General features: G+C 63.0%; 14 protein-coding genes. 7 read left to right on the top strand and 7 right to left on the bottom strand.

The genetic code is table 11. The annotated features are described in order from the left end of the window. Positions 1–63: 63 nt before the first annotated feature. The 5 genes from SH591_RS14140 to SH591_RS14120 all read left to right on the top strand — a co-directional run bounded on the left by SH591_RS14140 (position 64) and on the right by SH591_RS14120 (position 5,276). Positions 64–1,107: a sulfate ABC transporter substrate-binding protein gene (locus tag SH591_RS14140; protein ID WP_324749656.1), complete on the top strand. Its 1,044-nt coding sequence runs from the start codon at positions 64–66 to the stop codon at positions 1,105–1,107. Further along, complete coding sequence (locus SH591_RS14135; protein WP_324749655.1) at positions 1,061–2,611, top strand: porin; 1,551 nt, start codon at positions 1,061–1,063, stop codon at positions 2,609–2,611. The genes SH591_RS14140 and SH591_RS14135 overlap by 47 nt, the downstream gene beginning before the upstream one ends. Before the next feature lie 373 nt (positions 2,612–2,984). Beyond that, positions 2,985–3,467, top strand: a complete 483-nt coding sequence (locus tag SH591_RS14130; RefSeq protein ID WP_324749654.1) for a Ros/MucR family transcriptional regulator — start codon at positions 2,985–2,987, stop codon at positions 3,465–3,467. A 189-nt stretch (positions 3,468–3,656) separates the two neighbouring features. Continuing rightward, positions 3,657–4,190, top strand: coding sequence for a calcium-binding protein (locus SH591_RS14125; RefSeq protein WP_324749653.1), 534 nt, complete (start codon positions 3,657–3,659; stop codon positions 4,188–4,190). Positions 4,191–5,042: 852 nt separating this feature from the next. Next, entirely contained in the window at positions 5,043–5,276 is a 234-nt protein-coding gene (locus SH591_RS14120) for a helix-turn-helix domain-containing protein (protein ID WP_324749652.1), read from the top strand. A 171-nt stretch (positions 5,277–5,447) separates the two neighbouring features. On the opposite strand, the gene SH591_RS14115 is transcribed toward SH591_RS14120, so the two are convergent. From SH591_RS14115 to SH591_RS14095, 5 genes are all read right to left on the bottom strand, one after another. Next, positions 5,448–5,750: a hypothetical protein gene (locus SH591_RS14115; RefSeq protein WP_324749651.1), complete on the bottom strand. Its 303-nt coding sequence runs from the start codon at positions 5,748–5,750 to the stop codon at positions 5,448–5,450. Between the two features lie 486 nt (positions 5,751–6,236). Then, on the bottom strand, positions 6,237–6,422 hold the full coding sequence (locus SH591_RS14110) for a hypothetical protein (RefSeq protein WP_324749650.1): 186 nt from the start codon (positions 6,420–6,422) through the stop codon (positions 6,237–6,239). Positions 6,423–6,497: 75 nt separating this feature from the next. Beyond that, complete coding sequence (locus SH591_RS14105; RefSeq protein ID WP_324749649.1) at positions 6,498–7,358, bottom strand: FkbM family methyltransferase; 861 nt, start codon at positions 7,356–7,358, stop codon at positions 6,498–6,500. 117 nt (positions 7,359–7,475) lie between these two features. After that, entirely contained in the window at positions 7,476–8,714 is a 1,239-nt protein-coding gene (locus tag SH591_RS14100; RefSeq protein WP_324749648.1) for a cell wall hydrolase, read from the bottom strand. A 52-nt stretch (positions 8,715–8,766) separates the two neighbouring features. Beyond that, a complete protein-coding gene (locus tag SH591_RS14095) occupies positions 8,767–9,399 on the bottom strand; it encodes a WecB/TagA/CpsF family glycosyltransferase (protein ID WP_324749647.1) in 633 nt (210 codons plus the stop codon). Between the two features lie 379 nt (positions 9,400–9,778). Between SH591_RS14095 and SH591_RS14090 the strand changes: the two genes are divergently transcribed. After that, the gene (locus tag SH591_RS14090) at positions 9,779–10,327 is read left to right on the top strand and encodes a polysaccharide biosynthesis/export family protein (RefSeq protein WP_324749646.1); all 549 of its coding nucleotides are present in this window, start codon (positions 9,779–9,781) and stop codon (positions 10,325–10,327) included. 158 nt (positions 10,328–10,485) lie between these two features. Here the strand turns inward: SH591_RS14090 and SH591_RS14085 are convergent, their stop codons facing one another. Then, complete coding sequence (locus SH591_RS14085; RefSeq protein ID WP_324749645.1) at positions 10,486–10,881, bottom strand: calcium-binding protein; 396 nt, start codon at positions 10,879–10,881, stop codon at positions 10,486–10,488. Between the two features lie 246 nt (positions 10,882–11,127). On the opposite strand from SH591_RS14085, the gene SH591_RS14080 reads away from it, so the two are divergent. Further along, complete coding sequence (locus SH591_RS14080; protein WP_324749644.1) at positions 11,128–12,264, top strand: glycosyltransferase; 1,137 nt, start codon at positions 11,128–11,130, stop codon at positions 12,262–12,264. 60 nt (positions 12,265–12,324) lie between these two features. Here SH591_RS14080 and SH591_RS14075 read toward each other — a convergent pair whose 3' ends face one another. Then, the gene (locus tag SH591_RS14075; protein ID WP_324749643.1) at positions 12,325–13,404 is read right to left on the bottom strand and encodes a glycosyltransferase family 4 protein; all 1,080 of its coding nucleotides are present in this window, start codon (positions 13,402–13,404) and stop codon (positions 12,325–12,327) included. Between the last annotated feature and the right edge of the window lie 90 nt (positions 13,405–13,494).

The raw sequence follows: 13,494 nt of genomic DNA, 5'->3' as shown, positions 1-13,494 counted from the left end.
CTGACCAAGACCGCTAGTCAAGAAACCGGATCCGCCGCTCGCGATCCAGGTGCGGAGGAATTCATGATCCTGCGTCGTCCCTTACGTACAGCCACGGCCCGCCGGCTTGTGGGCATCGCCGCGGCCGTCACGTTCGTCGCATCGCCCCTCGTATCGGTGGCGGCCGCCCCGCCCCCGGTGCAACTGCTCAACACATCCTATGACCCCACGCGCGAGCTTTACCGACAGATAAATACGGACTTCGCGAAGCGGTGGCTGGCGAGCACCGGCCAGTCGGTCAGCATTCGACAGAGCCATGGCGGATCGGGCAAGCAGGCCCGCGCCGTCATCGACGGCCTTCCCGCCGACGTCGTCACGCTGGCGCTCGGCTACGACATAGACGAGATCGCCAGCCGCGCCCATCTTCTATCCCTCAACTGGCAGGCGAGGCTCCCGAACAACAGCGCTCCTTATTATTCGGCGATCGTCTTCCTCGTCCGCAAAGACAACCCGAAGAAGATCCGCGACTGGGACGATCTGGCGAAGCCGGGGGTTTCGGTCATAACCCCCAATCCCAAGACGGGCGGCGGCGCGCGCTGGAATTATCTGGGGGCGTGGGGCTATGGGCAGAAAACCTACGGGTCGCCCGTCAAGGCGCGCGAATTCGTCACGCGGCTTTTGCGCAACGTGCCCGTGCTCGACAGCGGAGCGCGAGGATCCACCACGACATTCGTGCAACGCGGCCAAGGCGATGTTCTCATCGCCTGGGAGAATGAGGCCTTTCTGGCCACAAGCCAGCTCGGGCGTGGACAGTTCGAGATCGTCATGCCCTCGGTTTCCATCCTCGCGGAGCCGCCGGTCGCCTGGGTAGACAAGGTTATCGACAAACGCGGCACGCGCCGCGTCGCCGAGGCCTATTTGAAATATCTCTACACGGCCGAGGCCCAGGAGACGATCGCGCGCAACGGACCGCGCGCGCCGGCCGTAGCCGCAAAATACAAGTCGCGTTTCCCCAACGTTCCTTTGTTTACAATCGACCGCAATTTCGGCGGCTGGGCACGCACTCAGAAGACGCATTTCAATGACGGCGGCCTATTCGACCAGATCTTCGAGCAGGCGAAACGCTAGAGCCAGCCATCAAACGTCAGGAGGACTGCAAATGCATATCCATGCCTTCGGAGCCGCACTCCTGGTACTTTCAGGCTCACCTGCTCTAGGCCAGGCACCGCCGCAAGAAGCCACTCCTCCCGCCGACAGGTCGTCCGGTGTGCTCGATTCGCGGATCGAGGAGGCGCCGGTCGACGCAGTCCCTCCGCCGACCACGAGCGACCCCGTAGCCGACCGTCTCAATGCCCTCGAAGCCCGGGTGAGACAGCTTGAGGCCCGCAACGCCCAACTCGAGGAACAGGCGCAGTTAAACGAGACCCGCCTCGAGACCGTGGAAACCCGCGCCGCCAAGAATGTGCAGTTCAGCTGGGGCCCGGCCCTGTCGGATCCGAGCGGCGCCTTCACTTTCAAACCTCGGGGCGTGGTGGAGGCGGACCATGCTGCCTTCTTCGAGCGCAAAGGTGGATATGATTACAATAATGGCACCGGCTTCCGCAGGGCCAGGATCGGATTCGAAGGCACGGCCTTCAAATCGTTCAACTATCGGATCGAGGCAGACTTTGCCGGCAATGCGGTCACTCTCACCGACGCCTATCTCCAATATGTGGGCATCCCCAAGCTCGCCGTTACGGTGGGACAGCACAAGGCTCCGTTCGGTCTCGAGTCCAACAACAGCGACAATTACAATGTCTTTCTGGAGCGGGGCATGTTTACGAACGCCTTCGGCAATGCCGGCGCCGAACGCCGGATCGGGGCATCGCTCGCCTACGCGCCCAGCGAGACGATCAATCTCGCTCTCGGACTGTTCGGTGACAATGAGAGCATTTCGCGTTCAACCGGCTCCCCGGTCACCGATACACCCGACGAGAGCTGGGGCGTAAACGGACGAGCGACCTTGGAGCCGGTGTTCGACACGGGCAAGATCGTGCATGTCGGTCTTTCAGGCTATTACAGATCGGCGCTTAAGTCGGGCGACGTCGAAGACGCAGTCCGCCTTAGCGATCGGGCGAACATCCGCGTCGATAATGGCAACATTGCGGACAGCGGGGTCGTCACGGACGTGAGCTCGCTGTTCTATGCCGGCGTCGAGGCCGCCTCGGTGTTCGGTCCCCTGACGCTGGCTGGCGAATATGGCAGGCTGTGGCTAGACCGGCAGGCGCTCCCGGACTTCCATGCCGACGGCTTCTACGCTTATGCCAGCTATTTCCTGACCGGAGAGACCCGGCCATTCCGCAACGGCAACTTCGATCGAGTCAAGCCGATCAGCGAATTGGGGAAGGCTGGACTTGGCGCTCTCGAGCTTGCGCTCCGCTACGATCGCATTGACCTTTCGCAGACGCCGGCTCCCGCGCGAGCCGGCAATCGGGCGCACAGCTTCACTCTCGGGTTGAACTGGTATCTCAATCCCTATGCGAAAGTCATGATCAACTGGGTCCGCTTCAAAGGCACCAACAGCCCGCTGGACCCGATCGGAACCCTGACCAGAGGCGAGGTAATCGGGTCGCGGCTGCACTTGGATTTCTAGAATGTCGCGAGCCGTTCCCCAGGCGCCGGCCAGGCCCCGCCGAGGCTTTGCCGCCGCGCAGGGCCTCAGATCGCGCCGATGCGGACTGACACTCGAAGAACCGGGATGGGGGCCAGCATGCGGAAATCCGCTTATTAGGGAATCGAACCTCAAGTCTTGCCCGAGAAAAGTCCCATTAACCAATCGCATGTATAAATGCCGGCCGCGATATGAATAACAATTCGGATCGACCGCGCGCCTCAAGCAGAGCCGGTTAAATCAAAAGCAGATGGTGAGAGAGAGAGAGACTTGCCAATCGGCCCATTCATTGTAAACAAGATCGGCCTTGTCGAAGGTTCGAGGGCGTCCCTCGGCGTTGGGTCGCGGAGTAAGCATGGAAGACGTTAATCTTATCAACCTGACCGCGGACATCGTCGCCGCCCACGTATCCAACAACAGCGTGGCGGTAGGCGACCTGCGTAAAGTCATCCACGAAGTTCATGACGCCCTCCTCGAGTTGGGCGAGGCCAGGGAGGTGGAGCCGGAGGCGAAGATTCCGGTGGTCTCGATCCGGGCGTCGGTAAAGCCGGACTATCTCATCTGCCTGGAATGCGGCCGCAAGCAAAAGACCCTGAAACGTCATCTCCGTATGACTCACGGAATCTCCGCCGAACAATATCGGGCAGATTACGGCCTGCCCGACGATTATCCGCTGGTGGCCCCGAGCTATTCCAAGCAGCGCGGCGACATGGCGCGCGCACTGGGCCTTGGCCGCACCACATCTCGCTGGACAGCGCGCGCGAAAGAGCCGGCCCCCGCACCCGATGCCAAGCGGAGCGGCGGCCGAGCCCGCACTACAGGCAAGCGTAACGGCTGAGCTTCCGGGCCCAGCGATACTTCGTCGAATTGTCACCGCCCTTATTAGATATTCAAAAGGCGACAACAAGTCACTGTTTGCAAACGATAGTTCCAGCAAGTCCCATTTATAGACCCCACTATGTCGAAACTGCCATCCGCTATATGATGAGGTACCGTTATTTTCTAACGATGCTCAAAGGAGGATGGTATGGGAAAGCCCATCAAGGGGACGTCCGGACCGGATACTTTGACCGGGAACGGGAACGGGAACAAAATACATGGCCGGGGTGGAAATGACATTCTCGAAGGCCGGAATGGCAACGATTTCCTCAAGGGCGGAACGGGCAACGACCTTCTGCGCTCCGGCGCCGGGGACGACCGGTCGTTCGGCGGGCCCGGAAACGACACGATAAACGGAGGCCACGGCAACGATTTCCTGTTCGGCGGTAGCGGCAACGACCGGCTGACCGGCGGCGGCGAAATCGACATCATGAAGGGGGGCAGCGGGAAGGACGTGTTCCGTATCGACGCCACCGGCTTCGAGAACATCATCCAGGACTTCAAATATGCCCACGGGGACCGCATCGACATTCCACCCGGATATACCCTGGGCGATGCGGCCATTACCGATAACGGCAATCCCCATGACGGCGTGACGGTTAGCTGGGGGCCGGGCGGGCCGGTCGTTACCATCCTTGGAGTTCACTCCGTCTCGGACGTTTCCGCCGCCTGGTTCATCTGATTGCCACGCGCCGGCTGTGTGCGCTGGCGATGCAGTCCCCTGGTTAATGCCGAGCGACCACCCGGCACGCAGGCTACCGTTCTCATGATCGGCAACGAAGCGCCGACGGGACAAATAGCGGCTCGCGCACGTCGCGCGTTACGGCGTTGGCGCCGGGGGTGGGCGCACGGAGCAGAAGGGAGCGCCCCGATGAGATCACTTAAATGCCGGAGATTGGAATACGGCATGGCCGACTCGTGCGAGCGCGGCCATGCGCGTGCACGACCACGGCTCTCCATTAACTGGCGATCCACGCGAAAAATGATTCACACCAGGAAAACCGCTCGTTCTCGCCCTTGAACTAGCGGTGGCCGCGCCCGTCCAACCACGGCGCCGTCGCGACGACGATAAGCCGCATCGGCATGACGCAACACACGCGTGAGGGATCGCACCGTCTGTGGACAGCCGTCTGATCTTGGCCGACTATTGGGACTCTAAGTAATCTCAGTGCGCCGATATGAGGAACTCAAGCTCCTTATACTTGGCTCCTTCTACAGGTCGTCGATTTTCAGTCATGGGCCTAAACCTTCGATAGATATACTTACGGCTCGTACTTCGTCGATTGTATATGTTCGAGCGCGGACGCTACTGATATGTATATATTTCTCCATTGTAGTTAGCAGCTCTGTTGTGGTACCAGACGGAATCGGAGGGCAAGCGTATGGTCACCATCGTCCGGCAGGGGAGACGCTCATGGCTGCGTCAGATCGATCCGCTTTCTCGCTCCAGCCTAATTGCGAAAGTCTCGACCCGAGACGAGATCTAATAGACGACTCCCTCCCATTAGTCCGGTCCGATGGGCATCTCTTGACGATGGCCGAGATCGAGGCCGCTGCAATCGATCATGCCCTTCTTGTTTGCGGAAGCCGGGCGGCCGCTGCCCAGGCGCTGGGGATCGGGCGATCGACCATCTACCGGAAGGTCGAGCAGATCTTCGGGCGGGAGGGATGTCCGCCTCTGCTCTTTGGCGAGCCCGAGCAATTGCCCGCCCGCACCGCCGGAGACATCCGCTCGTCGCTCGACGGATGTGCAATCGAACCCCGCTAGCAACGCGCCATCGCCGAGCCGGCGTCAAGTAAACCGGCGAAGCGGTGCGAAACGCAGTGACGTGGGATTTGCGCGACAGCCGCCCGGCCAACACACATGGTTCCGTGTCAACCGGTCGGGGGCGAGTTGCAGCCGGGAATTCCGCACCCGCGGGACGAGGATCGATCTGTCTCAAAGCGATAGCGTGCGCTCCGCGACGCTCGCCAGCTTGCCGTGCCGCAGCACCTCACACTTCCCCACGTAGCGTCCCTGGCTCCATCCGGACGCCCGGCTCCTGCGGCCCGCGAAAGCGAGATGTTGCGCCATAGGACGGTCGATCAGGGTATCGTCCCGGACAAGGGGCCTCCCATCGGGCGTGAGGACGGTAAGGCGCAGGACATCTCCGGCTTCGACTCCGATTGCGCGAGCATAGAAGACGATCGGGTCGTGCGTCGTGCCGACCTTGGCGACGACCCCATCCTCGACCTCCCGCATCGAGACAGCCTTGGAGGCAAAACCCGAGTTCAGGATCTCGACGGGCTTCTAGCGAAGCTCCTGCGCGGCCTCTTTCGACCAGAGCGACACGCCGCCGCCGCAACTATCAGATGCGGCTGAGTAAGCGAATGAATCGACCTTCGTCCCTTCCTCCCGCACGGAAAAATGAAGATGCGGAAATTCGGTGTCGCCGGAAAGTCCGACAAGTCCGAGATGTCCGCCCCGTGCAACGCTCTGCCGGGTCTCACCGTCACGGAGCCTCGCCTCATGTGACAATATTGCGTTTCCCAGCCTCCGGGGTGGGCGATCACGACGCCGTTGCCGCACTCCCGCCCCTGCGGCGCAGGGGTCCCCGGGGGCCCGGGAGACTGCTCTTCCTCGCCGTCCCGAACGTTTCTGACAATTCCCGGCGCTGAGGCAATTACGGCCACACCGCGGGTCAGCGCGGCCAGGTCGGGCACCCTTATATCGACGCCATCATGGCCGTCATAGGAACGCGATCTGCAGCGGAAGTCCCTGGCTGCTGGCCCGGGGGGCACGATCATAATATTGCTGGACGAAGCAGTCGGAACCGAGTGCGCAATCGATCGGCTTGGCAAGCTCGAGGGCTTGCGGAGGCGCAGCGGCGCCGATCGCCGCCACCACAAGGGTCGCAATTGCCCGCAATGTCATCGCGGCGAACTCCGGGCTAGCTCGAGGGCCACGGTGCCGGCGGCAGCCGGCACGTCCAGTCGCGGACGCAGTGTGCTATTCCCGCCGCGCGTGAAGGTCGTGCCATCCCGGTATCCCTATGCGGAAGATTTTCTCCGCCGGCTTGGAGACGACGCGCGCGTAGCGGCCCAGGACGGAGCGGTCACCGATCAGACGATATCTCGTGAAGATGCGGCGGTAGCGCTCGATCGCCTGGTCCCGGTCCAGCCAGGGGCCCGGGAGCTGCTCGCCGAAAGGGCCGGACGAATGCTTCTCGAAACGGTAACGAAAACACTCGCCGTTCAGCTTGCGCACGTCGACCACGGACCCTGGGATGGAGGCTTGCTGAACGATCTTGAAGCCCGAATAGCCTGCCTCGCGTAGACGGTCGATGTCGCTCACGAGGCGGTCGAAGTCGACCTTCTCGGACTCCATCGAGAGGTAGGCAGGAGGGCTCTCCAGCGCGCAAGCGGTTTCGACCACGAGCCCGTCCACTCCTTCGACATCGACCTTGAGGAATTGAGGGACGCCGTGCCGTGCAAGGCAATCCTGAAAATCCACCGTAGGCACCGTGATTGCCGTGCTGCCCCGGAAAAGCTTCGCATTCCGTTCGGCCCAGTCGACCGCGATCGTTCCCCAGACTGACTTCACGTTGCGGTAGAAGGTCACGGTCGGCGGCGAGCCTGTCGGGGCAATCGCACCAGCGACGATGACAAGCGTGCCGTCGGCAATTTCGGATGTGAAGCGCCGTTCGCAGTGCATCACGAGATCAGGATTGGCCTCGAAAGCTACGACCCGATAGCCCAGGGCGAGATAATAAGCCGTGTCCTCGCCGAGGTGGAGGCCGACATCGTAGACGAGGTCGGCCTCACTCGACGCGACCCCCGATGCGGGTAGTTCCATTGCCTCCAGCGTCATGTCCTTTCTCCTCTCTTGCCGTTCCCGCGCTCGGTCGGTGACCTGGCCCGTCCGGACGCTCCCGCCCATGATGCACGGCGCCGAATGTTCGCCGGCCCCATCGTGGGACCGGTGCCCTCACGAGGCACGCTGCATCTTCCAGCCCGGGGCACCCAGGCATTGCTGGGGCGACGGCCGCTGGTAGCGGTCGCAGTCCCACCGCACATGGTCCTGTCCATTGCGCCGGATGAAGTGGAAGCCGAGCCCGCCTCCTTCCGCGCCCGGCTGGGGGATCGAGGTGGGCACGAGGGCTGCGCTCGGCCAGCCCAGGACCCGGCAAGCGGACCTCGCCCCGCAAAGGTCCGCGGCCGCAAGCGCATAGGTGCCCGACTGGGTCCCAGGCTGGAGCGCGACGAGGAAGGTCCCGCCCTCTTCGTCCGCCAGGAGGAGCCGTCCGCCGCGCACGTCTCGCGGCGCGAACGCGGAGGTGGCGGGAGCGAGCGGCACAAGGCCGTCCGATTGCCTCCCGGTCGCGAGCGCGAGCGTATCATCCGCGACCCCTGCCACCCCGATGCTCGAGCGGTGGGCTAGCGACAGGCGGGAAAGCGCGGGGACGACCGATTCCGTCGACGCCGGCTTGGCCTGGAAGGCCACCGGCCTGCCCCAGTTTCCGGGCCAGCGGAAGAAAAGGTGGGTGCGGATCGCGGCGATCTTCTCCATCCGCGCATTCCAATAAGGAGCCACCCAATTGGTGTGATAATGCGTCGCCAGACCTACAGGATGAAAGACGCGTCCTTCGAGCATCCCGGCCGCGCTGGACCTAGTCCTGCGCCAAAGCGCGTCTGGCGGAACGCGCCTCATCGCGCCGTCGCACGTGAATGTGAACTGGCAGCCCGTGTCGCGCTCGGATCCCTGGAACACCACGCCGCAGATGGACTTCGGGAAGGCAGGATGCCGGGACCGGTTGATGACGACCTGGGCAACTGCGCGCTGTCCCTCCCAGTCCGCGCCGGCTTCGTACCACATGGCGGCGGCGAGGCAGTCGATCGCGCGCTCGCGATCCTCCCCTAGGGCCCGGAGTTGAAACGGCGCGGCGGAAGGGTTCGGTTCATCGGAAAAGGGAATGGACGCGTTGATCGTGCGGGCCTTGTCCTCCGGGATATCAGGAATGACGGCAGGCGCGACAATGGGCACGGGCTCCTGCTTCAGCAGCGCCTGGTAAGCGGCCGCTTGCAGCTGGCGCGGAGGGATGGGCGGAGCCGGCGCGCCCACGACCCGCGCCGGTTCGCTGGAGGTCAAGCTCGCGAGGAGGATGAGGAACACCAGCGATAGGGCCGCAAGCCTCGGCCATTGCAGCGTTGCGTCCAGGCTCGTCACTCGCACCAGCGCTCTCCGATATTCCGCGCGCGCCGCCCGTCCCGCCAGACGTTTAGGTCCGGCCGCGGCTTAGCCTCAGCATCAACCAGAGGGCGTGGAAGTTTGTGAAAAAATAGCGGCGAAACAGGCGGCGCGGCTCGAGAGCCAGCCGGTAGAGCCATTCGAGCCCGCTTCTGCGCATCCAGAGCGGAGCCCGCGAGCGGCTGCCTGAGAGGAAATTGAAGAGCCCCCCGCAGGTCTTGATCCAGGTGATCCCGTGGAGGCGGGCTCGGTTGCGCACCACGAAGAGGTCCTCGCGAGGGACACCCAGCCCCACCCAGAGGATGTCCGTTCGCGCCGCCGAGATTTCTCTTACGAGCCTCGCCTCTTCCCCGCTGTCGAAATAGCCGTCGTGCCGGCCGGCGATCCTCAGCCTTGGATATTGCCGCCGCACCTCCGCGACCGCGGTACGATTCTCCTTCTCCGTCCCTCCGAGGAAATACATCGAAAGGCCTTCGTCCTCGGCGGCGCGCGCGAGATCGTGGAAAAGGTCGGTCGTGGCGGCCCGGTCCGGTATTTCCGCACGGCCGAAGAGCCGCGCTCCGAACAGGATGGGGGCGCCGTCGGCTGCGAGGGCGTCGGCTTCACGAAGCGCGGCGCTGAATTCGGCATTCGTCGCGTTGACGGACAGCACGTTGCCGTTCACGGCGGAATGATATCGTGGTGCCGCCCCCCGCTTTCTGACGGACCTGTGATCGGAAAGCATGAGTTCGACCCACTGACGGGTCGTCAACGGTGCGATTGGAAGACCTCCGACAACGACCGGCGCGATGGGCGCCGGCCAGCTTTCCGCCAATAAGGACTTTCTATCCATGAGGCCCGCCTCGCGGCAATGCCGCCTTTGCACTTGGTGATTCTAATATCGCAAATGTCGCCTACTTTCCACCCGGCGAGATAGACTAAGGCGCGTCTTGATATGAGACTCTGGGTTCGGGCGCTGTTGCTATCAGGCGGCTGTTTCCATATGAATTTTAACTTTGGAAGCGCCAATGCAGGAGAGCCACATGCGGACTTTATACTGTATCATGATCGGCATGCTGCTGTTGGTTACTGCGGCCTGCGGCGTCGAACCGCCCCTTCCTGCCTCCTCTTCTCAGTCTGTCACGCTTGCCGAAACCTACCGGTTGGGTGGTGGAGACCGCTTCAAGCTCAATGTCTATGAAGAGCCCAATCTCTCTGGAGGGGAATATGCGATCAGCAGCGAAGGAGAGGCATCGCTCCCGCTGGTAGGTCCGGTGAAGCTGGGCGGATTGACCCAGCGCGAGGCCGAAGCCGCGATAGCCGCCAAATATGCCAGTGGCTTCCTGTCCAGCCCCAAGGTCAATATCGACGTCATGCAGCGGCGTCCCTTCTACATTCTGGGCGAGGTCAATCAGCCGGGCGAATATCCCTATGTCGAGGGCATGACCTTGTTGAGCGCGGTCGCGAAGGCGGGCGGCTTCACCTATCGGGCGCAGCGGGGCTACGTCTATATCCGCCGTTCCGACGCGGGCGCGGAAGAACGGGTCCTGATCGCCGCCGACACTCCCGTCCTGCCAGGGGACACGGTGAGGGTGCTCGAGCGCTTCTTCTAAGCTCTGGCCGGCATTCCGACGTGCCCGGTCCAGAGCCGCTCGCCTCGTGTGGCCTTTCCAGCCCGCTGTGGTCATGTCGCCTTCCTCGACGGCATCGGTCGCTGAAAAAAAGAAGGCGGCCCGGGGCCGCCTTCCCTGCAGAGACCCCGCGCGATCGGTCAGAGCGCCAGAAGCTCCGCATAGGTATAGATCTCGCCGTTGAAATTGAATTCCTCGACTTCCTTCACCCGGTCGTTGCCGTCCCGATCGACGACCTGGTCGTTGATGTGGAGGCGGCCTTGGTCATCGACGAAGATGTCATATTCGCTGACATCGCCTTCATAGACGGCCCGGTCGAAGCCCTCGCCGCCGTTGATGTCGTCATTGCCGTGGCCGCCGCGAATGGTGTCATTCCCCTGGCCGCCGGAAATGTCGTCATTCCCGCCACCGCCGGAAATCTCATCGTCGCCCTCGCCACCGCGGATCCTATCGTCACCACCACCACCGCGCATCCTATCGTCGCCCGGGGTCCCAGTGAGGTCGTCATTGCCGTCGGTACCGGTGATGTCAGACATGATAGATCTCCTTGCTGCGTTGATGCCCACCACACAATTATTCGCCGTGACGCCCCCTTGTCCTTCGACGCTACAACAGGGGCGCGACTCGTATTCGCCTATTAGGATTAACCATAGTGACACTACTTCCATGACGCAAGATTTCACGGCATTTACACAGCTGTCCCATTTTGAACACTTACACAGCCATGATGTTTGTTAGAGTAGCGCATACAACAGCTTTGATCATCTAAGGCTCAACCAAGAATGGTCTCGATAACAACGTTCCTGCAGGATCTCGCTGGAGGCGGCGCCGAGCGGGTTGCCGTGACGCTCCTCAATGCGTTCGCCATCGAACACGAGGTGACCTTGATTCTTGCCAGGCCCGAAGGGCCCTATCTAGCCGACCTGTCTCCGCAAATACGCCTGATCCCAACCGGCGCGGCATCCACGGCCGCATCGATCCCTTTCCTGGCACGCTGGCTCAGGAAAACCCGGCCTGACATCCTGTTCACCCATCTCACGCATGTGAATGTCGCCGGAGCGATAGCGGCGCGCCTGGCCCGAACCGGCACCGCGCATGTCGCCGTCGAGCATAATCAGATGGACCTGAATTATCCGCGCATCCGGCAGCGCAGCGTCAGGGCGGCTTATCGAGTCGCCGGCTGGATCTATCCGCGCGTCTCGGCCTTGGTCAGCGTCTCGGAAGGAGTGCGTGACTCGGTCCGACGCTTCACTGGGATTCCGCGCAACAACCTTCACGTCATCGCCAATCCCGTCGTCACGCCCGAACTGCGCCGTCGCCTGCTTGAGGAGCCCGCTCACCCGTGGTTGAGAGATGGGGGGCCGCCTGTCATCCTTGGCTGTGGACGGCTTGTCGAGCAGAAGGATTTCGGAACGCTGATCGAGGCGTTCGGGCTGCTTCTTCAGAAGCGCCCGGTCCGCCTCCTCATTCTCGGAGAAGGGGAGCAAAGGGAAGCTTTGCAGCGCCAAATTGCCCAAAATGGCCTTGGCGACGCCGTCGCACTGCCCGGGTTCGATCGCAACCCCTATGCCGCGATGCGCGCCGCCCGGCTTTTCGCCCTCTCGTCCCGCTGGGAGGGATTGCCGACGGTCCTGATCGAGGCGCTCGCCGCCGGAGTGAACGTCGTCGCTACCGACTGCCCGAGCGGTCCCGCCGAAATCCTTGAGGGCGGTATCGGACGGCTCGTTCCGGTCTCAGCGCCGCGCGACCTTGCAGACGCGATGAACGCAAGCCTTGAGGCCCCGCTCGCCGCCGCGCTTCTCTCCGAGCGGGCGGAGGCATATTCGCTCGAGATTTCTGTGGCCCGCTACCAGGCCCTGTTCGAACGGCTCGCCGTGCGCCAGGGTCGGGACCAGACGAGCCGCGGCGGATGGACCTGATCGCGCGATTTCGGAACTCAATGCCGGACCCGGTGCCACCCCTTCGGGTTGCTGCCCCCGTCAGGCCAGCCGATCGGACAGCATATTCTGGAAATCGCCGATCATTCGGGAGAACGTGAAACGGGCTGCCTGCGCAGCGACGGCCGGCCCCACCTTCGTTCGGTAATTCGGGTCGCAGCAGGCCGACGCGATCGCTGCCTCCCAAGACTCGGGATCATGAGTGGGAAGAATCGCGCCAGCCGTCCCAGCCGGACCGCTGATCGTTTCAGCCTGTTCCGGCGCCTCGCTCACGAAACACGGCAGGCCCGCAGCTAGCGCCTCGAGAAGTGCATTGCTTTGCCCTTCGAACAACGACGGCTGCGCAAACAGGTCTGCGGCCTTCAGCAGATCGGGCACCTCGCCGCGTGGGATGTTGCCGAGGAGGCGAACCCTGTCGCCGAGTCCCTCGCTTGCGATCCTCGCCTCGACCTCCTCCCGCTCGGAGCCATCGCCGGCTATTGCCAGCACAACCTTGACGGGGAGTCCGGGCATGGCGTCGATCAACACACGGTAATTTTTCTGCGGGTCGATCCTCCCTACCGCGGCCACTACGAAGGCGTCCCGCGGAACATCGAAGCGTCTGCGCGCCTCATCACGACCCAGCGAGGAAGGCTGCCAGTCCTTCAGTCCATTGTAAATGACCCGAACGCGCCGCCGCAACCATCGCGGATAGCTTCGGCAGCTGCGCGCCACGCTCCGAGAAACGGCCACGACATCGCTATAGACGCCTGCCCACGCGAGCAGCCGGTCGAGCGCCAGAAGGAGCCTTCCATATGTCGCGCGCGGCACTCGATGCGACACGATCCGCGCGCGCGCGCCATGGATCCATCCGAGCGTGCAGGCCAGGATCGAGGCGAGGGGGAGGAACGTGATAATGCCCTGTGGTCGAAACTCCCTAATGGCCTCGTCGAGGCGCCACAACATGCGCAGGAAGTCCAGCGCCCCCTGTGGGCGCGTAGTCATCAGGGACCGAACGGGAAAATCGCCGGCTTCGACATCTTCGCGTCGGTAGAGGAACAAGGCACGGATCTCGTGGCCCGCGTCCGACAACCCCGCCGCGAGGCGAAGGGCCGCGATCGGAGCGCCCGAGCGGCTCGCCATCGTGCCGACGACGAGGATACGGGTCGGAGCCAGAACGGCAGGTGGGTCGGGAACTTGTGGGGCTGGCCGCCCGGCCTGCTCACACTCGCA

This window comes from Sphingomonas sp. LY54, from assembly GCF_035594035.1.
Lineage (GTDB): Bacteria > Pseudomonadota > Alphaproteobacteria > Sphingomonadales > Sphingomonadaceae > Allosphingosinicella.
Note: the sequence above shows the minus strand (reverse complement) of the source record. Positions and strands in the feature narration are given on the sequence as shown.